Raw genomic sequence first — 23266 nt, forward strand, 5'->3', positions numbered from 1 at the left:
GTGACGGAATTTATCGTGGGCTCTTGCGGTCATCACCGGCGTACAGCTTAATCAGTGTACAGAGTGTGTTGGCCAGATGATCTGCGTCAGCATCCGACATGATCAACGGGGGGAGTAATCGGATCACTTTATCCTGGGTAACATTGATCAACAGGCCCTGGGAGTTTGCGAGAGGAACCAGCTCCGGGCAGGACTCCTTCATTTCAATGCCAATCATGAGACCTTTGCCTCTGATTTCCTTGATGCAATCAGTGCCTCCCAGCTGGGATTCAAAGTGACTTAATAATCTGTCGCCAAGCTCCCGGGCTCTGGCGCTGAGGTTTTGTTTTTGTATGGTCTGGATGACAGCAATTCCTGCTGCGCATGCTAATGGGTTGCCACCAAAGGTTGAGCCATGGCTGCCTGGGTGAAATACTTCTGACGCTTCACCTCTGGCAAGGCATGCTCCAATAGGGAAGCCATTGCCCAACCCTTTTGCTGTTGTGACAACATCAGGGGTGATGCCGTATTCTTGGTAGGCAAAGTAGCTGCCGGTACGGCCGTTACCTGTTTGTACTTCATCCAGCATCAGTAACCAGCCATGATCACGGCAGAGCTTTTCGACTGATTTGATATAGTCAGGATCGGCAGGAATTACGCCACCTTCTCCCTGAACCGGCTCAATCAGAACGGCGACGACATTACTATTGGACTCGGCTATATGGTCAAGGGTCTTGATATCGTTAAATGGCGTGCGCACGAACCCTCTTACCAGAGGTTCAAATCCCGCCTGTACTTTTCTGTTCCCGCTCGCGCTCAACGTCGCCAGCGTACGGCCGTGGAAGGAGTTTTCCATGACAACAATTGCTGGGTTTTCTATGCCCTTTTTCTTGCCAAATAAACGAGCCAGCTTGATTGCTGCTTCATTGGCTTCTGCACCGGAGTTACAGAAGAAGACGTTATCCATGCCGGAAACATCACAAAGGAGTTCGCCAAGAGTTTCCTGATTCGGAATTTGAAATAGATTTGAGCAGTGAGTCAGCTGGGCCGCCTGTTTGCTGATGGCTTCTGTCACCGCAGGGTGAGAGTGTCCAAGGCCACAAACTGCGATGCCGCTTATTGCGTCGAAATAGCGGTTTCCATTGGTATCGTATAACCAGCAGCCTTCTCCTCTGGCGAAAGAGATCGGCAGCTTACCATATGTGCTCATTAACGGTGCGGCGGGCATTCCTGTAAAACCTCTCTATATAACGCGGAGCCATGCATGTCCTGCCAAAGAAATCGGTTGATAATATGCATACCCGAAAAACCAACAAAAAAAAAGGCAGCTCCGGCTGCCTGTCGGATAGTTATAGTATAGATTATTATGTCGCTACGCAATTTCGCTGAAATGATGCGGATTGTCTGGGGTTTGGGCTGATATGGAGTGGTAGGAAGAGGCAATTTGCCTCTGTAGTGGTTATGGTAAAAACATAGTAAAATAGTCAACTGTTTTGACGTCCCGGCAAGTTTGTGTACGATACGGGCACATCAACATGTGAATACACCTTTAAAAGTTAGCAGGTTCAGGATCTATGGATATTATTGAAGTCATCAAAGAGCAGCTTTCCAGCAATGACGTCATTCTTTATATGAAAGGGGCTCCAAATGCTCCGCAGTGTGGCTTTTCAGCTCGTGCCGTGCAGGCTCTGATGGCGTGCGGAGAAAAGTTTGCTTACGTTAATATCCTGGAGCATCCGGAGATTCGTGAGAATTTGAAAACCTACTCCAACTGGCCTACCTTTCCTCAGCTTTATATTAAAGGCGAGCTGGTTGGTGGGTCCGATATTATCAGCGAACTTTATGAGAAGGGTGAGCTGCAGGATATGATCAAAAGTGCGGTTGCCGCTGCCAGCGAGTAATCCCGCCTCTTGTGCTGTTGTGGGGGCTCATGATATTTCCAAAGTAACAGGCCCCCTGTTTCCTTCTTCCACATCATCTCTCTACAGTATCGGGCTTAGTCTCCGATATCAGCCTTATTTGGCGAATAAATGATCTGCACCAGATAGTTGTAGTCAAACGCTCGATCTGATGAAGGCGGCGGTTCAAAAGGATTAGCCGCATATGCGCTTCTGATGGCGGCGGAATCCAGTTGTTCATCCCCGCTGCTTCTCGCAACTTTGGCTCGTACCAGCATACCGTTTGACTGAAATCCAAGATTAAGCACCACGACTTTCTCGCTATTCAGTTCACTGAAAGGGTATTGCTTGTCATGGTACTTGTTATTGGCTAAATGTTGGACCAGGTACGGCCAGAAATCGCTTTGAGTGGAAGGGGCTGATTTCAGCATATCCCTGATAGTCTCTGCGTCACCGGCATTGCCGGTCGGCTGTTCGGTATTGCCGTGATCACGTGCATTACTCTGGCTGAACATACTGTCTATTCGGGCCAGGTTGGGTTTATTTGCCGATAATTGGCTCAATTCTTTGAATGCGTTGTTTGTTGCCTGTTTCCATGGGAGAGCATTGTCATGGATATCTTCGTCTCGATTGGGAGGAGGTGCGGAGACTTCATTTGTAGTGGAGCTTGGTTGGGCGCTGGAATTGTCTGTGGGTCTTCCTGGATTTTTTGGCTGCCCGGGGGCCAAAGCAAGTGTCATTGTGGTGCTTTGCTGAGGGGAAGGTGAATTTTTATTGAGAAAAGACCATAGAATAATGTGTACAGATATCGATATGACCAGTGCGAGCACCAGATAACCATAGTGAGAATCGAGCTTGGTCATAGCGAGTGAGGCGGACGATAGTGAAGAGGAAGAGTGGTCCGAGATATTTCTCAGGCCACTTTTCCGGACATTTTGCGCAAGTTGTTCATCACTGAATCAATGGCACGATCTATCAGCATGCCGGACTCAAGAATGATCATGGTTCCCTTATTCAGCTCATCGGCCAGTTCTGCTCGTGTTTTTTCCACAACCTTGAGTCCCAGTCTATTAACGAAAACGAGACTGTCTGATTCTTCCAGCGCTGTCGACAGTTTGCAGCGGAACCGGGAGCCATTGACCAGTTTGAACTCGACCCAGTCACCAGGTGTCAGATTATCGATTTGTTCCAGGAACTCTGACAATGAGGCATCATTAACGTGGATCTTTTTCTTCTCGGCAGCTTCAATGGCTGCTTGTAGGTCAGTGAGCGGCAATGGTTTTGGGGCATCTTTGATGGCTGCTGATACAGACTGTTGCTTAAATGTTTGTGTGAGCTCTTTCTTTAGGTCCAGCAGCATTTCGTCCAGGCGACCAGTATTGTAGGCAACTTCCTTCAAGCCAACTTTGAGGTTTTTCAGTAATTTTGGGACAACCTGGACCCAGCGTTTACGTGCATCTTCATCGGTGTGAATTTGCAGACACCAGATAAGTTCGTCAACGACTTTGACGCACTGGCTGAATCGGTGTCCCCGTCCTTCCTTCAGGTAGACCAGGAACATGACCCGACTCCAGCCACTCTTGAGCAAGTCCAGAGCGACTTGTGGAATCGCAGTGCTGGAGATTTTTTCGTAAAGAATTCTGTCGACTACCAGTTTGGCCTTTTGTGATTTTACGCGGCCAATTTCAGCTTCTCTGGTACGCTGTTCGACCAGTTTGGACTTGCGTTCTTCTCTTACCAGGTAGTTGTTGAAGCTATCGTACAGGCGCTCGAAAAGGTCGATATCGCCGTTGAAATCTTCCAGGATGGTGTGCACAACATCGTGAATCTGTTGGTACAGTTTATCCCGGCTTTTTTCAGAGGCGTCACTCCAACCAATACTGGCTTTTGCCAATGCATTCAGTAATTTTCGTGCAGGATGACTCGGCTTGCTGAAGAAGCTCTTATCCCGTATGGCGACTTTTAAAATGGGGATCTGTAGGCGGCTGATCATGACCTGCACTGGTGCGGACAGGTTGTAATCGTCGAGAATAAACTCGAATAGCATGGAAACCAGGTTGATGAGGTCTTCGTCAACCTGACTGATAGTGGTTGGGCGTTCGGAAGTTTTGGATTGTTCCTCAAGGACGCCTTTTACTGCGGTCTTAAGGTCAACGGCTACTACAGGGCCTTCGGCAAGATTCTCGGAAATCATTGAATCCTGCAGGTCTGTCAGCATGTTAACAAGTTGAGGGCCTTCAACCAGTTGCGGATTACCTGAGAAATTGGCTCCTCCAAATATGCGGTTCTGCCCGCGCTGGGGCTGGCCTGCGGCAGTTTCCTGCTGTAATCCGCCGACGTGTTGAGAGTCTTTCCGCCCTTTGCCAGCATCTTGTGGCGGGCTGTACTCAGTTCCACGGAGAGAGGCCAGAAGCTCTTGAGCCTGTTCGAAAACGTCGCTTTCCGGCGGGAAGTTATCGTTCCCCAGACTGCCTGAGTCTGTTGTTTGTTCTTTACTGTCCTGCGACTGGCGAGCCTGGTGGCTCTTATTGTTAGTCGTTGTGTACTTAAGATTTGGAAGTATTCCGGCCTGAACGAGAATGCTATTTCCTGAATCCAGCAGTTCGACCAGATAATTCATGACATGCCGGTCAAATTGTTTGAAAACGATCAGCTTTTCTTTGATTTCGATTTCAAGACCGCTGCAAACCTCAGCAAAAGCTCGACAGATAAGGTCAGGGTCCAGCGGATTTACCTGCTTGTTGGTTCTGCTTGAATAGAGTGTGGATACCCTGGTCTGGAATTGCATCAGAGAGCCGGAGAAATTGGCTCGAGCCTTGGTTACCATGCTTTCGACGGCGACAGACTCTTCCAGTGCATCATTGTGGACAAGGGTCAGGTCTTCCAGCTCAACATCATCAGATGCATCTTGGCCTTTATCGCCCGGTTCTGGGGGAATTTCAAATGCATCTTTCAGAGTTTGTTGTAAAAAACTCTCGATACCCTTCCTTTTGATGCGTATTTCGCGCATCGCCTCAAAATAGCGATTTTGTTCGTTATTGGTGTGGGCGTGATTGGCCAGCTCAAAAAATGAGTCATCGATGCCATCGAACATGGCATTCAAGTGATTGGATAATAGGGAAATAGAGTTGTCACGAAGCCTTTGCTTCAAACTCTCATTAGAGGGGCTGGTACGTGCATTGAGGTGTTCATGCATGTAGCTGACACCGCTCCCCTTGTTCATAAACTTCTCCCGTCGCGCCCAATGGGCATCAAAACAAACTGCTAAGCAGCCCTGCTTGTTGGAAACGTTCGGCGGTGTTTATTTATGATTTTTATGACTATTGTACGTTTTTGTATGGAAAAATCTACAGTTATCATTGGAACCGTAAATCCGCTTGTTAATCCACTATTTGTCGTGTGTGTACAATCGTCTTTTGTAAAACAGGGAAGGGGGTGCCCCTTACCCTGTTATTCAACTTTCGAAATATTGTCACATGTCCGTTAGGTTGTGTAAACCGGACCTATACCAAAGCTCCATATAACGACGCTGGTGGCTATCAAGGCGACAAGCATGACGAGGCCCACGGTAAGCACGCTGCTCGCGAAAAGAAAGCCGCGCTCTTTGGGAATCTTCATCAATATAGGTAAACCCTCATACAGCAAATAAACTGAGTAGCAAACACCGATCAGGCCGGTGAACATGTTTAACCAGATATTAGGGTAGATGGCCATGGCTCCCATGATGTATAGGGGGGTTGCGCCATAAGCGGCCAATTCAATGCCGTGTGGATACTTTTTGTTGTCGGCGCCATAAGTGACAGCCATAAAATCAATGAATTTACCCAGAATATAAACGCCAGCCAGGATGGCCATGTAAAACAGCACGCACAGATTCAGTGCGCTTCCAGGGGTGAGTTTGACGATCTCCTCGCTGCCAACCTGCCATCCCACCTGACTGGTACCAATATAGGCGGCGATGGTCGGAATCAGTGCAAGTACTATCGTATGTTGTATGTATAGGCGTCCGGTAGTGGCGTGTTGCTCACGGATAGATTGCCACTCTTCGTCCGGATGGGTGAATAACCCGAGAGTGTGTTCCAGAATCATGGTTAGGAAGCCTCCTTATTATTTTTATCTCACACTTAACTAGATAGTGGCAGTGCAATTTATAGTCAAGGAGTTGCTTATAATTTGATCTTTTAAACAGATTCTCTTTAGACTCAGGTCGTATAAGAAATGTTGCTATATGTCATGGATATGCCCTACTTCTCAGGCAGGGCAACGATTGCGGCTTTCACAACATTATCTTTCACTTGTTTAATTTCCACGTTATAGCCATGGAGTTTAAGGCAAGTTGGATACTCGGGGATGGCTTCGAGCGCTTCCAGGATTAAGCCGTTTAAAGTTTTGGGGCCATTGGTAGGAAGTTTCCAGCCTAGAACTTTATTAACGGTTCGCAGGGTCGCTGAGCCGTCAATCAGGAACCGATTAGCATCAAGGGGGGTGATGTCTGGGCTCGTGGCTGCAATATCTGTAGTGAACTCGCCGACGATCTCTTCCAGAATGTCTTCCAGTGTCGCTATGCCTTGAACGTCTCCATATTCGTCCACCACGACACCGATTCGCCGCTTTTCTTTTTGGAAATTAAAAAGCTGGGTGTGTAACGGAGTCCCTTCAGGAATAAAATAGGGATCCCGGCAGCTTTGCAGGAGCATTGCTTTGTTGGAGTCGTTGAGAGTCAAAAACTTGGCTGCATTACGCAGATGCAGGATGCCGATGATATTGTTGATGTCGCCCCGGTATACAGGAAGTCGAGTATGCTGAGCTGCTTTTAACTGGTCGACTATCTCGTCAATATCGTCTTCGATATCTATCCCCGTAACCTCACTTCTGGGGATCATGATGTCCTCAACGGTGACCTTCTCCAGGTCCAGTATGCTGAGTAGCATCTGGCGGTGCCTTTTAGGGATGCGGGTACCTGATTCATGCACCAAGGTGCGCAGTTCTTCGCGGGATAGGTGCTCTGTCCCACCTTCAATTGCTTTAACACCAAGCATGCGCAACAGCGAGTTAGATAGCAGATTTACAAACCAGACAAAGGGGTAAAGTAACTTTAGGAGCGGTTTTAAAGCCAGCGAAGCTGGAAACGCGATTCTCTCTGGGTATGTTGCGGCTAGTGTCTTGGGGGTTACTTCCGCAAAAATTAGAATAACGAATGTTAGGACTAAGGGGGCTATTGCCAATCCCAGATCGCCCCATAGTCTCTCGGCCATAACACCGACGATTGAAGCTGCAAGTATATTGACAAAATTATTGCCAATTAGAATTACGCCGATCAGTTGGTCTGGGCGTTGGAGTAATTTGTTCGCTCTGGCGGCGCCTTTATGGCCGTTTTTAGCTAAGTGCCTCAGACGATATCGGTTGAGCGACATCATGCCGGTTTCTGAGCTCGAAAAGAAACCTGACAGTACAATCAGAATGAAAAGAATAAAGAGTAAGACCGGAATAGGTGAATCGTTCAAGGAGGTGTCTAATCCTTTGAAATAGCAGTGAGTAACATAATAGGAACGAGGAGTGGTGTGTCAAGCGTCAAGGCGTTTTGTTCAGCAGAATTTCCAAGACAAATTTACTTCCCAGAAAGCCCAGCATCAATATACCGAATCCTGCGATGGTGATCTGCGCTGCCAGAAGACCGCGCCAGCCCCAGAGTTTTCTCCCCACCAGTAAAATCAGAAACAGTGCCCAGGATACAACTGAGAGCACGGTTTTATGCACGAGGTGTTGGGCAAACAAGTCTTCAACAAATAATGCACCACTAGCGATCGCCAGGGTGAGCAGTACAAAGCCGGTCCAGATCATTTCGAACAAGATGGCTTCGGAGGTTTGTAATGGTGGAAGAGCTTTGACGAGTCTACCGGTCAGGTGGGACTTAAGTTGGCGATTCTGTGCGTAAAGTAATACTGCCTGAATTGCAGCGAGGCAAAATACGGCATAAGCCACCACCGAAAACGCGGCATGCACAAGAACGCCTGTCTGATCCATGGATACAACAAGTTGTGGTCCGCTGCCGTTAATTGACACAATGATTGCTGCTACAGATGTTGGGAATATGATGAGTTTAAGGTTGTGGACCGGCTTGCTGATGGCGAAAACAATAATGATAAAGCTAATGACAAGGCTGATGCCCGAGAGTGTATTGTAAACGCTAAAATTCGCACCGGCTGGCGTGGACAGGTGTGGCCACAGACCTAATGCATGCGTGATCACGGCAAGAACACCCATTAATAAGGCGATATTAGGGCGTTGGGGGATTTTCCCCTGGTACACCGCGAACTGCAGGGTCGTTGCAGTTGTATAGATAATGATGGCAATAATGCTAAGTGTGATTGCGCTCATCAAGAAACTTCTTCAGGATATCTTAATCTTTGAATTTCAATGCTTTAATTTTCAGATGCAGGAACTGCTGCGAACATCATAGGAGCAGCTCCCTTCTTTGTACATACAATCGTGGCCGGAAATGCCAACTAATGCGAACACGTTAGAATTGGTCCGACTTATTAGCAACTGTTTGGAAAGAAAGTTGGGTTATTAATGAACTCTGCAGTTGTGTTCGCTATAATCCGCAACCTTGCTACGAATAACTTTCTCGCATCGATCGATCTCTGGAGACATATGTTATGTTTGATAGTCTGACGGAACGTCTCTCCGACAGTCTCAAAAAAATTACCGGTCAGGCCAAGCTTACCGATGACAATATCAAGGAAACGCTGCGTGAAGTGCGCATGGCGTTGCTCGAGGCGGACGTTGCTCTTCCGGTGGTAAAAGAGTTTATCGATGGTGTTAAACAGAGAGCCGTCGGCCAGGAGGTTATGCGCAGCCTGACTCCGGGCCAGGAGTTTATTCGCATCGTGCAGGCGGAACTCGTCCGAGTGATGGGACAGGGTAATGAAGATCTCAATCTAAATACCCAGCCCCCGGCGGTCATTATGATGGCTGGTTTGCAAGGGGCGGGTAAAACGACCTCTGTCGCCAAGTTGGCCAGACTGCTGAAAGAGCGTCGCAAAAAGTCGGTAATGGTCGTCAGTGCGGATATATATCGTCCCGCGGCGATCAAACAGCTGGAAACTCTGGCTGGCGAGGTTGATGTTAAATTTTTCCCCAGCACGGCCGATCAGGATCCAGTCGATATTGCTAATGGGGCGATAGAGGAAGCCAAACGCCGCTACGTTGATGTTGTTATTCTGGACACCGCCGGACGACTCCACATAGATGAAACTATGATGGGGGAAATTAAGCGATTGCACGCGGCGGTCAATCCTATAGAAACCTTGTTCGTGGTTGATTCCATGACAGGTCAGGATGCTGCGAATACAGCAAAGGCATTTAATGAAGCATTGCCGCTTACTGGTGTTGTGCTGACCAAGGCCGATGGCGATGCCCGGGGTGGGGCCGCTCTGTCTGTCAGATCGATTACCGGAAAGCCGATTAAATTCCTGGGGATTGGTGAGAAAACCGACGCCTTGGAGCCATTCCACCCGGATCGTGTTGCTTCCAGAATCCTTGGTATGGGGGATGTGCTTTCTCTTATCGAGGAGGCTGAGCGTAAGCTGGATAAGTCCAAGGCTGAAAAGCTCGCCAAGAAAGTAACGAAAGGCAAGTCCTTTGATCTGGAAGATTTTCGTGATCAGCTACAGCAAATGAAAAATATGGGAGGCATGTCCGGTCTGCTGGATAAACTCCCGGGTATGGGGCAGGTCAGTCAGATGGCGTCCCAACACCTGAATGAAAAAATGTTTGTGCATATGGAAGCGTTGATCAGCTCAATGACCCCGCACGAGAGGCGCTACCCGGATGTTATCAACAACTCTCGTAAGCGCCGTATTGCTGCAGGTTCAGGAATGCAGATTCAGGATGTGAACCGTCTGCTGAAGCAGCATAAGCAGATGCAGAAGATGATGAAGAAGTTCTCCAAGAAAGGCGGCATGATGAATATGATGCGCGGAATGAAGGGAATGATGCCTCCAGGTGGAGGGGGAATGCCGCCAATGGGGCGTTTTTAAAGGCTTTTTGGAATTAATTGATTGGGTAAGGTTGTTGGTTGTTTTGATTCGATTTTCTGATGTTCGGAAATAATCGAAAAAATGGTTTTCAATGCTTGAATAATTGCGTAGAATATGCGCCCTTTCAGGTAGAGAGCCGATTTGGCAATAAGATAAACGCCCGCGGCCAGGTTTTATTTTTATATAAAGAAACAGGATTCAAACAGAGATGGTTACGATTCGTTTAGCACGTGGTGGATCTAAAAAGCGTCCATTTTATCACCTGACTGTTACAGACAGCCGCAATGCGCGTGATGGTCGTTATATTGAGCGTCTGGGATTCTTTAATCCTCAGGCTCGTGGTCAGGAAGAGCGCATTCGCTTGGATGGCGAGCGTTTGGAATTCTGGCTGGGCCGCGGGGCGCAAATGTCCGAGCGTGTTAAGTCTCTGGTTAAAGAAAACCAGAAAGCGGCAGCTTAATCACCGTTTGGTGATAAAGTTGTTTGGAGGCGCAGATGACAAGCCAAGAGGTAGTACTAGGTAAAATCGTCGGCGTCTTCGGAATTAAAGGGTGGGTGAAGGTTCAGTCATTTAGCTCACCAATTGAGAATGTATTCTCATACAAGTCGTGGACGTTGGAATTTCCAGACTCCTCCCGGAAGCAGGTATCTCTGCAGGAAGGAAAGCCTCAGGGTAAGGGACTTGTTGCATCTATTTCAGGAGTAGCTGATAGAGATGTGGCCAGGTCTCTGGTTGGGTCAACCATTAAAGTTCCGGTTGAGCAACTACCCGAGTTGAGCCAGGGTGATTACTACTGGTATCAACTTGAGGGGCTTAAAGTGACGACAACCCAGGGTGAAAAGCTTGGTGTGTTAGATCATATGATGGAAACCGGCGCAAACGACGTGATGGTTGTGAAGCCTGATCAGGGCAGCATTGACGGCCGAGAACGCCTCATTCCCTATCTGCCTGAACAAGTTGTCCAGAGTGTGGCGCTTGATGAAGGATTGATCACTGTCGAATGGGATCCGGAATTTTAGAGTGTTTTTTGGAATCGTAACCCTGTTTCCGGAATCCATGAAGGCTGTGACTGATCAGGGAGTGGTCGGTAAGGCTGTTAAATCAGGGTTGATTCAGGTGGAAACCTGGAATCCTCGGGATTTTGCTACTGATAATTATCGTACGGTTGATGATCGGCCTTACGGTGGTGGCCCGGGGATGTTGATGAAGATAGAGCCGGTGGTTGCGGCATTGAACGCCGCTAAGCAGGCAGCTCCCGAAGGGAGTAAAACAGTTTATTTGAGCCCTCAGGGGCGTCCAATCAGGCAGAATTTGGTGAGATCTGCTGCAAACCTTCCGGGTTTGGTTTTATTGTGCGGACGTTACGAAGGGGTTGATGAAAGAATAATTGAGTGTGAAGTCGACGAAGAGTGGTCGCTCGGAGATTTCGTGCTCAGTGGTGGCGAGATTGCCGCCATGGCCGTTGTGGATGGCGTGGCACGACTTGTTCCTGGAGTGCTCGGGCATCACGAATCTGCAGAGCAGGATTCATTTGAAAACGGCTGGTTGGATTGTCCGCACTATACCCGTCCGGAGGTCTATCAAGGCCATCAAGTTCCGGATGTGTTGCTGAGCGGTAATCACGCAAAAATCAGGCGCTGGAGGTTAGAGCAGTCGATTCGACGCACACTTGAGCGCAGACCAGATTTGTTGGAAGGGCGGAGGCTATCGTCGGAAGAATCCGAGATAGTTGAGCAAATCCGGCATGAAAAGTTAAACATGAATTAGTTGGAATCCGTCGGATCAGTTTAGGAGCGAGCCATGAGCAGCAAAAATCCAATCATCAGTCAGCTAGAAGCTGAACAGATGACTAAAGAGATCCCAGAGTTTGCTCCGGGTGATACAGTTACAGTTAATGTAAAAGTTGTTGAAGGAAGTCGTGAGCGTTTACAGGCGTACGAAGGTGTGGTTATTGCTAAGCGTAATCGCGGCCTGAACTCTGCATTCACCGTACGTAAAGTTTCCTACGGTGTTGGTGTTGAGAGAACCTTCCAGACCTATAGCAACTTGGTTGACAGCATTAAAGTCAAGCGTCGTGGTGATGTTCGTCAAGCGAAACTATACTACCTGCGTGACCTTAGTGGTAAGGCTGCTCGTATTAAAGAGAAGCTTGACTAAGCTTGTCGATCAGTTAAAAAAAGGCGGTAATTAACCGCCTTTTTTTATGCCTGAAATATAGTGCAACTGCAGATCAAGTTAGGTCTGCTGATATTGCAAGAGTGAGTTGTCAGCTTTATATGTGTCTACCGGTAGTCGTCTATGGATGATCAACTGCTTATCAATAAATTCATTGATTCCTTGTGGCTTGAGGCAGGGTTGTCAAAGAACACTCAATCAGCCTATCGCTCTGATTTGCAAAAGTTGTCGCTGTGGCTTCTGCAACAAAATAGCTGTCTTCATAAAGCTCGAAGAGAAGAGTTGTTGACTTACCTCGCAGCAAAGATGAAGAAGGGAGCGAAAAGTACTTCATCGGCGCGGACGCTGACGACAATGCGACGCTTCTACCGATATTTGCTTCGCGAGCAGTTAGTCCCCGAAGACCCCACGCTAAAGATCGAACATCCCCGAGTTCAGCGAAGCCTGCCTTCATCATTAACTGAATCCGAAGTAGACAGCTTGCTGGATGAGCCGGACAAGGATTTGGAGATAGAACACAGGGATGCCGTGATGCTCGAAGTTCTTTATGCCAGCGGGCTCAGAGTTTCGGAATTGGTGGGCTTGCACCTGGAACAGCTTAATCTGCAACAGGGGGTGGTCCGGGTGATGGGTAAGGGAGGTAAGGAGCGGTTGGTGCCACTTGGTGATGCTGCTCTGGATGCACTAAAGGACTATCTTTCCGCGGTAAGGCCGCTGCTCGTTGTCGGGGGTGGTCAGTCTGTTGTATTTCCCAGCCTGAGAGGGCGGGAGATGACACGTCAAACCTTTTGGCATCGGATAAAGTTATATGCACAAAGAAGCGGTATTCGGAAAAATATCACGCCGCATACTTTGAGGCATGCCTTTGCAACCCATTTGGTGAATCATGGTGCGGATTTAAGGGTCGTTCAGCTTCTTTTGGGACATAGTGATCTGTCTACGACGCAAATTTATACTCATGTGGCCAAAGCGCGTATGCAGAGACTTCATTCTCAGCATCATCCGCGGGGGTAATGTTTTCTGCCACACTCCGTTAAGAAAGGCTGGCTTGCCTTTCCTATTGAGTTCAAAGGTTACGTAGATGTCATGGAAGTGCAAAGTACTATTGTGTAAGTTAGTTGAAGGACTAAAGATAATTGGTGGACAAGGCATGCGGCTTTTTCGATGTGTAGTAATTTTGGGTATGGTTCTGTCAGGAGCGATGAGTGCTCAAGCAGAGACTGATGACCCGGTGACAGTCATTAAACAGAGACTTGCTGAGGCTGTGCCAGGGCTGAGAATCGTTAAAGTTAGCCCCAGTCCGCTGGAAGGTATATACGAGGTAGAGTCCAATAATCCAAACCTGATTTATATCAGTTCCGACGGAAAATACTTCGTGGCAGGTGATATTTATAAGGTTGAAGATGGTCGGATTACAAATCTGGCGGAGCAGCGTCGGGAAAGTACTCGAGCTGAATTGGTCAATGCGGTGCCTGAGTCTGAATTGGTTGTATTCAAACCGGAAGGTGAGCCGAAGGCTAAAGTTACCGTATTTACCGATGTTGATTGCGGATACTGTCGCAAACTGCACAGGGAGATTGCGCGAATTAATGAGCTGGGTATTCAGGTAAACTACATGGCCTATCCAAGGGCTGGTGTTGGTTCGAGCAGTTATACCAAAATGGTTTCCGTCTGGTGTGCTGATGACCGTCAAGCTGCCATGACCGTGGCTAAGGCAGGTAAGGTGCCTCAGGCTAAAGAATGTGAAAATTCGGTATCTGACCAGTACGAGCTCGGTAACAAAATCGGGATTACAGGAACACCGGCAATTGTTCTCGACGATGGGCGCCTGATTCCGGGTTATGTGCCAGCAGAGTCACTTGCTAAAGGTTTAGGATTGGCTGCAAACTAATTCGAATCTTACACTTGTTACTTAATTGGCCAGAGATTAGTTAATCTCTGGCCAATTTGTTTCCTTCCCTTTTTATTTCTCTCATCCGGTTACCGTCTCAGTTTTAATCTGACTTTCTACCAGAATATTTGCCCCATATTGATTGGATTTAGCAATTCTTTAGATGGCGGCATTTGTGTCGTGAGGGCTGAGATCTCTCGCCTATACCGGGTAGATTTTTATATTTATTCAGGCTTTGCCTCCCGTTTTTAGCTATTGATACTCACTTTTGAATTAAACTGCCCTGAATCCCTCGTCGCCACTGCTTTCGCCTACGTTGACAGCCGGCTGTAGGGGAGGTATCTTGCCCTGTTCTCGATGGTCTTAGATCCCGTAAAATATTTAATCTGGAGTTGATAATGGAATTCGCGCGAATAAGTCGCCTGCCTCCCTATGTCTTTAATGTGATCGGGGAGTTAAAGCAGCAGGCGCGAGCACGAGGAGAAGATATTATCGACTTTGGGATGGGGAATCCCGACCAGCCGACACCCAAGCATATTGTTGATAAACTGACCGAAACCGCACAAAGGGATGACACCCACAGGTATTCTCAATCCAAGGGAATTCCACGGCTTAGGCGGGCGATTTCGCAATGGTACAAGAATCGCTATGACGTGGATCTCGATCCGGAAACGGAAGCGATAGTCACTATTGGCTCAAAGGAAGGTCTGGCTCACCTCGCTCTTGCGACAATGGGGCCGGGCGATGCGGTGTTGGTGCCTAATCCCAGTTATCCAATACATCCATACGGATTCGTTATTTCAGGGGCTGACATCCGGCATGTCCCATTGAATGATGAAGTGGATTTTTTTGCCGAACTGGAAAATGCCATTATCCAGTCCTGGCCAAAACCAAAGATGCTGGTATTGAACTTTCCCGGGAACCCCACTACTCAGTGTGTTGAGCTGGAGTTCTTTGAAAAAGTCGTTGCTATTGCCAGAGAGCATAAAATCTGGGTGGTTCAGGACATCGCCTATGCGGATATAGTTTTTGACGGTTATCAAGCCCCCTCTATTCTTCAGGTTGAGGGCGCAAAAGAGGTAGCCGTTGAGTTTTTTTCATTGTCCAAAAGCTACAATATGCCAGGCTGGAGGGTCGGTTTCTGTTGTGGGAACCCTGAGTTAATTGCGGCACTGGCAAGAATTAAATCTTATCTCGATTATGGAACCTTCACTCCGATCCAAGTCGCCGCTATTGCGGCTCTCGAAGGAGACCAAACATGTGTCGGAGACATCAGGGATATGTACCAGCGCCGTCGGGATGTATTGTGCAAGGGGCTGAACTCTGTGGGTTGGGAAGTCACTCCACCTAAGGCCACCATGTTTGTCTGGGCCAAAATTCCTGAAAAATATCGGGAAATGGGATCGCTGGAGTTTTCCAAGAAGCTGTTGTTGGATGCCAAAGTTGCGGTGTCCCCGGGCATAGGTTTCGGTCACTATGGCGACGATCATGTCAGATTCGCTTTGATCGAAAACGAACATCGTACTCGACAGGCTATACGAGGGATCAAAACGATGTTTCGGAATGATGGTTTGATAGTAGATGAAGTGTGATAGACGTAATGAATCTGGCAGGGGGCAGTAACAAACTGACCTTAGACATCGCACTGAATATAGAAAACACCCTAAGATGATTTAGTAACCTAACAACATAGAATATTCAGCCTCTGAAGAACGTTAACCTGCGATGGCAACGCAGTGGCTGATTAGAGGTATTATAGAAATTACCCCTGAATTCCAGGGATAACCAAGCGAACTGCTGTATTAGTGGAGATGAGAAATGAAAATTGGTCTGTGCGGTCTAGGCACTGTAGGTAGCGGAACTTTTAATGTTCTGACTCGTAATGGGAGTGAAATTGCTGCTCGTTGCGGAATGCCTATTGAGATTGTGCAGGTTGGTTCCAGACGCCCCAATCCAGCATGCGAATTGGGACAAACATCTTTCTCAACTGATATTTTTGCCGTAGCGGAAAACCCGGAAGTAGAGGTTGTAGTTGAGTTGCTCGGTGGAACAACCGTCGCGCGGGAGTTGATTATAAAGGCCATCAATAATGGCAAGCATGTCGTGACGGCCAATAAAGCGTTGATTGCAGAGCACGGTAACGAGATTTTTGCTTTGGCGAAGGAAAAGGGAGTGACCGTTGCATTCGAAGCGGCTGTTGCGGGCGGTATTCCAGTCGTAAAAGCCTTGCGTGAAGGTCTGGCTGCCAATGAAATCAACTGGCTAGCCGGAATCATTAATGGTACCGGAAACTTTATCCTTACCGAAATGCGCGATAAAGGGCGAGCCTTTGAAGATGTGCTGAAAGAAGCTCAGGCGCTTGGTTATGCTGAAGCTGATCCTACCTTTGATGTTGAGGGAATTGACGCGGCTCATAAGCTGACAATTCTTGCATCAGTGGCGTTTGGTATTCCCCTTCAGTTTGAGCGCGCTTACACCGAAGGAATCAGTAAAGTAGCTCCGGAAGATGTGCAGTACGCCGAAGAGTTTGGGTATCGCATCAAACACCTGGGTATTGCGCGAAGACTTGAAACTGGCGTTGAGTTGCGAGTTCATCCCACGCTGATTCCTGAAAACCAGTTGATTGCGAAAGTCGATGGCGTGATGAATGCTGTTGTGATTGATGGCGATGCGGTAGGGCAGACGCTCTATTATGGCGCCGGTGCGGGAGCTGAAGCGACAGCTTCTGCGGTTATTGCAGATCTCGTGGATATTGCCCGTGCTTCTAAAGAAGGCGCTAATGTTGGTGTTCCTTCCCTGGGCCATAGTGATGATCAACTGAAAGACCTGACAGTGGTGCCTGTAGAGGAAGTGGTCAGCGCTTACTACCTGCGCATCCTGGTGGAAGACCATCCCGGCGTGCTGGCGAAGGTGGCACAAATACTGAGTGAGCATGGTATTAATATTGAGTCAATTGTGCAGAAGGAAAGTGAGCAGTTTGATGGCTTGATTCCTATGATCATGATTACCCACCGGATTCAGGAAAGAAATATGGATCATGCTATTGCCACGATTGAGGCGCTGTCCGAAGTCCGGGGTGAGGTAATGCGGATCCGGGTGGCTGCGCTTAATTAAGACCGGAGTCTGTATCCTCACAGAATTTCTCCGACAACATACAGAATATTAAGGCGCCGCGTTAGTGGCCCTTTTACAAGCTTCAAAGGTAATTACAGTGAAATATATCAGTACCCGTGGCCAGGCTCCTGCCTTGAACTTTGAAGAAGTCCTGCTGACAGGACTGGCCTCTGATGGTGGGTTATACGTCCCTGAGTTTCTGCCTAAATTTACCATGGAGGAGATTGCTTCCTGGAATGGTCTGTCCTATGCGGAATTAGCAGTCAATATCATGTATCCGTTTGTGGAAGGATGCATCAGCAGGGAAGAGTTTACTGATCTGGTCGAGGAAACCTACGCGGGTTTTGCTCACACCGGTTGTGCGCCATTGAAACAAATCGCTCCCAATGAGTGGGTGATGGAGTTGTTTCATGGACCAACCATTGCGTTCAAAGACTACGCGTTGCAGCTTCTTGGCCGGTTGGTTGATCACTTTCTGGAGAAACGTCAGCAAAAGGTAGCGATTCTTGGTGCCACTTCTGGTGACACAGGGTCAGCGGCTATAGAAGGTTGTCGTCATTCCAAACACGTCGATATTTTTATCCTTCATCCTCATGAGCGGGTCTCTGAAGTTCAGCGCCGTCAAATGACCACAGTTCCTGGCGAAAATGTACACAACCTGGCAGTAAAGGGTAACTTTGACGATTGCCAGCGCATGGTCAAAGCCAGTTTCAATGATCAGTCTTTCCTGGAAGACCGACAGCTGGTGGCGGTAAACTCAATTAACTGGGCCCGTATCATGGCTCAGATTGTTTACTATTTTCATGCCGGTATCAGCCTTGGTGCTCCTCACCGCAGTGTGTCGTTTTCTGTACCTACAGGTAACTTCGGCGATATCTTTGCTGGTTACCTGGCTCGGAATATGGGCTTGCCGGTTAATCAGTTGGTTATTGCGACCAATCAGAACGATATCCTGCATCGCTTCATGAGTCAGAATCTGTATCAGATGCAGCCTCTGCTGCATACTTTGTCCCCTAGCATGGACATCGTGGTGTCCTCAAACTTCGAGCGTCTTTTGTTTGACCTGTACGGGCGTGACGGTAATGCTTTGGCAGACCTTATGGCGCGGATGAGTTCTGAAGATGTGTCCATTGAAGATTATCGTTGGAAGCAGGCGCGTCAGTTGTTCGATTCTCATCGGGTGGACGATACTGAAACCCTGGAAATCATTCAGCAGTTGTTTGAGCAGACTGAAGAGATCATGGATCCACATACCGCCATCGGCGTCGCTGCTGCACGGGCTTGCCGGAGAGATATAAAAGTTCCGATGGTGACGCTGGCTACCGCGCATGCGGCGAAGTTCCCGGAAGCGGTGAAAAAGGCCGGGGTTGAGGAAGAGCCCAAGCTGCCTCACCATATGGCTGATTTGTTCGAGCGGGAAGAGCGATTCACTGTGGTGGAAAACGACCTGAAGGCAGTGCAGGATTTTGTTCGGGAGCATCTGACCTGATTAGATTCTAAATGTCCATGGATTCCTCCGTTTCAAGTGTATCGGGTAAACCTAAACCCGATACGCTTCTGAAGAAAAAGATTGTGCGTCGGTCAGTGCCGAAGCTGTCTTCACCGCCGTCAGGCGAAAACTTCCCTCCTTTAATTCAGCGCATTTATGCCGCGAGAGGCGTCCTGTCTCCTGAAGACTGTGATTACAGCCTTCAACGGTTGCTTCCCCCTGAGCAGCTAAAGGGAGTTGACCAGGCAGCCAAAATACTTGCGGAAGCGATATCCGATCAGAAACGAATTCTCTTTATTGGAGATTTCGATGCTGACGGCGCTACCAGCACAACAGTCGGTACTCTGGCCCTCAGAATGATGGGCGCTCGCTGGGTGGATTACATCGTTCCCAATCGCTTTGATTTTGGCTATGGACTGACGCCTGAAATCGTCGAAGTCGCAGCTTCACGAAGCCCGCATGTTCTGGTGACAGTGGATAACGGTATCTCCAGTATTGAGGGTGTTGCCGCTGCCAAGGCGCTTGGCTGGAAAGTTGTGGTGACTGACCATCACTTGGCTGGAGACGAGCTTCCTGAAGCGGATGCGATCGTCAATCCGAATCAGCCGGGTTGCAAATTTGCGAGTAAGGCTGTCGCGGGTGTCGGGGTGATTTTTTATGTCATGCTCGCGGTCCGCCGCTTATTACGGCAGTTGGATTATTATTCGCGAACAGGGACTGCGGAGCCGAATCTTGCCGAGCTGTTGGATCTGGTTGCGTTGGGAACAGTGGCCGATGTTGTTCCTCTGGATGGGAACAATCGAATCCTGGTCGATCAGGGGATTAAGCGTATACGTGCAAGGCGTTGCCGGCCTGGAATAACGGCATTGCTGGAAGTGGCTAATCGTTCTCCTTCCACCCTGGTTGCCTCTGACCTGGGATTTGCCGTAGCACCTAGATTGAATGCTGCTGGCAGGTTGGAGGATATGAGCCTGGGGATTGAATGTCTGCTGACGGACCATATGGAAGAGGCCAGGGCGATGGCTCAGGAACTTGATGGCTTGAATCATGCGCGAAAGTCGATTGAAAAGGATATGCAGCAACAGGCACTGGGTATCCTCTCAAATCTGGGAGAGCTGGAAGGGGATGTTCCGCCCGGAGTGTGCCTGTATGAGGATTCCTGGCATCAAGGCGTGATCGGTATTCTTGCTTCCAGAATTAAGGACAGGTTACACCGGCCGGTGATAGCGTTTGCGCCAGCTGATCATGGTGAGATCAAAGGTTCCGCCCGCTCCATTCCTGGTTTGCATATCCGGGACTGCCTGGATGCGATTGCCAAAAAAAACACAGGCTTATTAAGCAAATTTGGTGGTCATGCCATGGCGGCTGGAATGACCCTGAAGGCAGAGCATTTTCCGGCGTTTTCAGAGGCTTTCGCCAAAGAAGTAGGCCATTCATTAACCGAAGAAGATCTGCAAGCGACTATCGTTACTGACGGAGAGCTCTCTCCGGCAGAGTTAACTCTCAGCTCAGCCGAGCAGCTCAGAACGGCTGGCCCATGGGGGCAGGCGTTCCCTGAGCCGATATTCGATGGTGAGTTTGAAATGGTCAGTTGGCGTATTGTCGGTAGCCATCACCTCAAGTTGACCGTGACCGAACCAAAGTCAGGACTGATGCTTGATGGCATCCAATTTAATGTGGATCCGTCAATCAATTATGACCAATGGCGTAAAGTTCGTCTGGTTTACAAGCTTGATATCAATCGCTTTCGAGGTGAAATCAATCTGCAGTTGCTGGTGGACTATTCAGAGCCGGTGTGATCGTGCATAATGCGCCGCCTTGATAGTTTGTCGTCTTTTTGATGTTTATAAGGAGTCTTAACGTGATTAAGGATATCACGGCCGCATTGGCCGCCATTTTTCTTGTACTGGGTCTTTCCGCATGTGCCAACCAGCAATTTCCAGCTGCATCTGCAGAAAAGTCTGTGCTGGTTATCTCCAAGGAAGACACTAATTCTTCGTTGGAAGAGTGGACTAAGCGTTACATTTTGGTGATTTCCATGGAAGATGAAAGCGGTAATCTGGTGGATGTTGAAAAAGTTGGTCTATCACCAGGAGGTTCTTCCTTTGAAGTGGTGACAGGTCTTGCCCCGGGAATTTATGAGATTTCCAGGTTAGAGTGGGTTGGTACTAAAGGCTGGCGTTCTTCTCATGGGGTTGGGGATGGCTATCCATTGGGAATTCCTTTTGAGCTGGAAGATGGGAAAGCGACAATTGTTCCCTACGTTTTTCATAGCGTTCAAGAAAGTGCCGGCAGTGGCATCAGAACCTGGTTCGATATAAACCCGCTGAAGTATGAAGATAAACAAACTTTGGTAGGCGAACTCAAGTCACTTCCTAACGCAGCCCAATGGGCAATTAAATAGCTTCTCGATGTCTCTCTGACAGTGTTCTGGTTGCAGCCAAAGTGCTGTCAGATGTCGCATTTCAATGATAGCTTCTACCGTGCATGGTTGTTACCTGTCCGGCAACTCCTACAGTGATTTACTCTCTCCGTTATTCCTCGTCTACACTTATCTATGATAGGCAGGAGGGATGAATGGATTTACGCCAGAATAATATCCAGAAACTGCAACATCAGACGTTTGACGTTTTGATACTCGGCGGCGGCATCAACGGTGCCGTTTCTGCGGCAGCACTGTCCGCTCGCGGGCTTAAAGTTGCATTGATCGATAAAAGGGATTTTGCCGGTTTCACCAGTCAACACTCCTCTAATCTTGCCTGGGGTGGGATCAAGTATATGGAGACTTACGAGTTCGGATTGGTCCGGAAACTCTGTATGTCTCGCAACAGGTTAATGCGCAGCTACCCTTCCACTGTTCAGGAAATTCGCTTCTTTACCACGATTAAAAAAGGTTTTCGCTATCCTCCCTGGTTTCTTTATCTGGGAGCCGTTCTTTACTGGTTTATGGGGAGCGGCTTTACTCGATTCCCGAGATATCTGACGCCTAAGCGTATCCGTAAAGAAGAAGGGATCGTTAATACTGAAGGAGCGGCTGGTGGTTTCGAATATTCTGATGCCTATCTGCACGATAACGATGCCCGGTTTGTCTTTAACTTTATCCGTTCTGCCATGGACTATGAATGTACGGCTGCGAATTACGTCGAATCATTGGGTGGCAAAAGATTCGGTGGGCTCTGGTCCGTCGAAGCGAGAGATGTCATTAGTGGCGATACTTTTACAATTCAGTCCAAAGTCCTAATTAATGCCTGTGGTCCCTTTGTTGATGAGCACAATAAAATGACGGGACAGAAAACCCGTCACAGACATGTGTTTTCGAAAGGAGTTCACCTTATTGTGGACCGCTTGACGCCCAACAAGCGCGTCCTGACCTTCTTCGCTGACGATGGTCGTTTGTTTTTTGTTATTCCCATGGGGCCCAAGACCTGTATCGGCACCACTGATACGCGAATGGAATCACCCTATAGCCATATCACCGATGAAGATCGACGCTTTGTGCTCGACAATATCAATGCCCGGCTCAACTTGAGCAAGCCACTGACGGAAGCCGATATTGTGGCGGAAAGATGTGGTGTACGGCCGTTGGTGGTGAGTGGCAGTGAAGGAGATACGACCGATTGGCTGCAGCTGTCCCGTAAGCATGCCATTGATGTCGACCGGGAAAGTCGGCATATCAGTATCTATGGTGGCAAACTGACAGACTGCATTAATGTAGGCGATGAAATCTGTGATGACGTATCAAACTTGGGGGTGCGAGTGCCTTACCCTGAGAAAATCTGGTACGGAGAGCCATCGGATGCCACCCGGGATGACTTTTTCCATCAAGCCGCCATGATGGAGCTGGATGAACACACCTCTCCAAGTTCCTCTGAGCAACTTTCTGTCAGGCTTTGGCGTCGCTACGGTGCCCATGCTTTCCACCTGTTGGATCAGATCCGCACCGATCCCTCCAAGGCGGATCTATTGATCGAAAATGCCGAATATATCCGTTGTGAAATTGAGCTTGCCGCCCGGCGGGAGATGATCACAAAACTGGAAGATTTTCTACGCCGCCGCTCCAAGATTTCGCTAGTTGTTAGAAATGATGTCGTTGAGGCTGCCCCAGGATTAAAGGAAGCCTGCAAGATTCTATTCGGCGCTGAGGCTGATGCGAAGTGGGAGGAGTATTTTCGGTCGCATTAGTAAAAAAGACAGATTAGTTAGCGATCAGTCTCCCTAAACTTTCGTTTAGACCCTTTGGCTAGATTTTAAACTTTTTGTAATTCCTGCCTTGAAATGAAACTTTCTCATCTTTAGACTTCCTTTCCAAATAATGATACGGACGCTCCCTTTCTATACTGAACAGGCTGAGAAGTTAGTTAAACCTGGAGGGATATATTATGAAAAGTATATCCGTTATTGGTATTGATTTGGCCAATAATATTTTTCAGATCCATGCCTCTGATCGAGATGGTAATTGCCTTCTGAATAAGGCTATTCATCGCCATAATCTTAAATCATTCTTTCGCAATCTAGAGCCTTGTTTGATTGGCATGGAAGCCTGCGGAAGTGCTCATTATTGGGCGAGAGAATTACGTTCCTTAGGTCATGATGTTCGTCTGATGCCTCCCCAATATGTCAAACCCTATGTGAAGACTAATAAGAGCGATGTTGCCGATGCAGAAGCCATTTGTGAGG

General features: G+C 48.3%; 21 protein-coding genes. 15 read left to right on the forward strand and 6 right to left on the reverse strand.

Annotated features, from left to right (window positions below):
- Positions 1-10: 10 nt before the first annotated feature.
- A complete protein-coding gene (locus F566_RS0121070; protein ID WP_026180187.1) occupies positions 11-1207 on the reverse strand; it encodes an aspartate aminotransferase family protein in 1197 nt (398 codons plus the stop codon).
- Positions 1208-1553: 346 nt separating this feature from the next.
- Here F566_RS0121070 and grxD point away from each other — a divergent pair, with 346 nt between their 5' ends.
- Positions 1554-1880: a Grx4 family monothiol glutaredoxin gene (gene grxD, locus F566_RS0121075; RefSeq protein ID WP_020409015.1), complete on the forward strand. Its 327-nt coding sequence runs from the start codon at positions 1554-1556 to the stop codon at positions 1878-1880.
- 95 nt (positions 1881-1975) lie between these two features.
- On the opposite strand, the gene F566_RS0121080 is transcribed toward grxD, so the two are convergent.
- The 5 genes from F566_RS0121080 to F566_RS0121100 all read right to left on the reverse strand — a co-directional run bounded on the left by F566_RS0121080 (position 1976) and on the right by F566_RS0121100 (position 8255).
- Positions 1976-2740: an energy transducer TonB family protein gene (locus tag F566_RS0121080; RefSeq protein ID WP_020409016.1), complete on the reverse strand. Its 765-nt coding sequence runs from the start codon at positions 2738-2740 to the stop codon at positions 1976-1978.
- A gap of 50 nt (positions 2741-2790) precedes the next feature.
- Positions 2791-5100 (reverse strand): DUF1631 domain-containing protein, encoded by a 2310-nt coding sequence (locus F566_RS0121085; RefSeq protein ID WP_020409017.1) that lies wholly within the window; start codon positions 5098-5100, stop codon positions 2791-2793.
- A 260-nt stretch (positions 5101-5360) separates the two neighbouring features.
- Positions 5361-5966 (reverse strand): Yip1 family protein, encoded by a 606-nt coding sequence (locus F566_RS0121090; RefSeq protein WP_020409018.1) that lies wholly within the window; start codon positions 5964-5966, stop codon positions 5361-5363.
- Between the two features lie 155 nt (positions 5967-6121).
- The gene (locus F566_RS0121095) at positions 6122-7381 is read right to left on the reverse strand and encodes an HlyC/CorC family transporter (RefSeq protein WP_026180190.1); all 1260 of its coding nucleotides are present in this window, start codon (positions 7379-7381) and stop codon (positions 6122-6124) included.
- A 67-nt stretch (positions 7382-7448) separates the two neighbouring features.
- Positions 7449-8255 carry a cytochrome C assembly family protein gene (locus F566_RS0121100; RefSeq protein WP_020409020.1) on the reverse strand — a complete coding sequence of 269 codons (807 nt, stop codon included), beginning with the start codon at positions 8253-8255 and terminating at the stop codon, positions 7449-7451.
- Positions 8256-8536: 281 nt separating this feature from the next.
- Here F566_RS0121100 and ffh point away from each other — a divergent pair, with 281 nt between their 5' ends.
- The 14 genes from ffh to F566_RS0121170 form a co-directional block, all read left to right on the forward strand.
- Entirely contained in the window at positions 8537-9919 is a 1383-nt protein-coding gene (gene ffh / locus F566_RS0121105; protein WP_020409021.1) for a signal recognition particle protein, read from the forward strand.
- A gap of 208 nt (positions 9920-10127) precedes the next feature.
- Positions 10128-10379 carry a 30S ribosomal protein S16 gene (rpsP, locus tag F566_RS0121110; RefSeq protein ID WP_020409022.1) on the forward strand — a complete coding sequence of 84 codons (252 nt, stop codon included), beginning with the start codon at positions 10128-10130 and terminating at the stop codon, positions 10377-10379.
- Positions 10380-10414: 35 nt separating this feature from the next.
- Entirely contained in the window at positions 10415-10939 is a 525-nt protein-coding gene (rimM, locus tag F566_RS0121115; protein ID WP_020409023.1) for a ribosome maturation factor RimM, read from the forward strand.
- Between the two features lies 1 nt (position 10940).
- Entirely contained in the window at positions 10941-11687 is a 747-nt protein-coding gene (trmD, locus tag F566_RS0121120; protein ID WP_020409024.1) for a tRNA (guanosine(37)-N1)-methyltransferase TrmD, read from the forward strand.
- Between the two features lie 33 nt (positions 11688-11720).
- Complete coding sequence (gene rplS, locus F566_RS0121125; protein WP_020409025.1) at positions 11721-12077, forward strand: 50S ribosomal protein L19; 357 nt, start codon at positions 11721-11723, stop codon at positions 12075-12077.
- A 141-nt stretch (positions 12078-12218) separates the two neighbouring features.
- Positions 12219-13109, forward strand: a complete 891-nt coding sequence (gene xerD / locus F566_RS0121130; RefSeq protein WP_020409026.1) for a site-specific tyrosine recombinase XerD — start codon at positions 12219-12221, stop codon at positions 13107-13109.
- A gap of 187 nt (positions 13110-13296) precedes the next feature.
- On the forward strand, positions 13297-13986 hold the full coding sequence (locus tag F566_RS0121135) for a DsbC family protein (RefSeq protein ID WP_020409027.1): 690 nt from the start codon (positions 13297-13299) through the stop codon (positions 13984-13986).
- Between the two features lie 398 nt (positions 13987-14384).
- Positions 14385-15578, forward strand: a complete 1194-nt coding sequence (alaC, locus tag F566_RS0121140; RefSeq protein ID WP_020409028.1) for an alanine transaminase — start codon at positions 14385-14387, stop codon at positions 15576-15578.
- Between the two features lie 226 nt (positions 15579-15804).
- Entirely contained in the window at positions 15805-17100 is a 1296-nt protein-coding gene (locus tag F566_RS0121145; RefSeq protein WP_020409029.1) for a homoserine dehydrogenase, read from the forward strand.
- A 97-nt stretch (positions 17101-17197) separates the two neighbouring features.
- Positions 17198-18589 (forward strand): threonine synthase, encoded by a 1392-nt coding sequence (thrC, locus tag F566_RS0121150; RefSeq protein WP_020409030.1) that lies wholly within the window; start codon positions 17198-17200, stop codon positions 18587-18589.
- A gap of 11 nt (positions 18590-18600) precedes the next feature.
- A complete protein-coding gene (recJ, locus tag F566_RS0121155; protein ID WP_020409031.1) occupies positions 18601-20388 on the forward strand; it encodes a single-stranded-DNA-specific exonuclease RecJ in 1788 nt (595 codons plus the stop codon).
- A gap of 62 nt (positions 20389-20450) precedes the next feature.
- Complete coding sequence (locus F566_RS0121160; RefSeq protein WP_020409032.1) at positions 20451-20993, forward strand: hypothetical protein; 543 nt, start codon at positions 20451-20453, stop codon at positions 20991-20993.
- A 173-nt stretch (positions 20994-21166) separates the two neighbouring features.
- Positions 21167-22771, forward strand: coding sequence for a glycerol-3-phosphate dehydrogenase/oxidase (locus tag F566_RS0121165; RefSeq protein ID WP_020409033.1), 1605 nt, complete (start codon positions 21167-21169; stop codon positions 22769-22771).
- 197 nt (positions 22772-22968) lie between these two features.
- Positions 22969-23266, forward strand: a 298-nt coding sequence (locus tag F566_RS0121170; protein WP_020409034.1) for an IS110 family transposase, incomplete at its 3' end; no start/stop codon positions are given.

The organism is Hahella ganghwensis DSM 17046, from assembly GCF_000376785.1.
Classification (GTDB): domain Bacteria; phylum Pseudomonadota; class Gammaproteobacteria; order Pseudomonadales; family Oleiphilaceae; genus Hahella; species Hahella ganghwensis.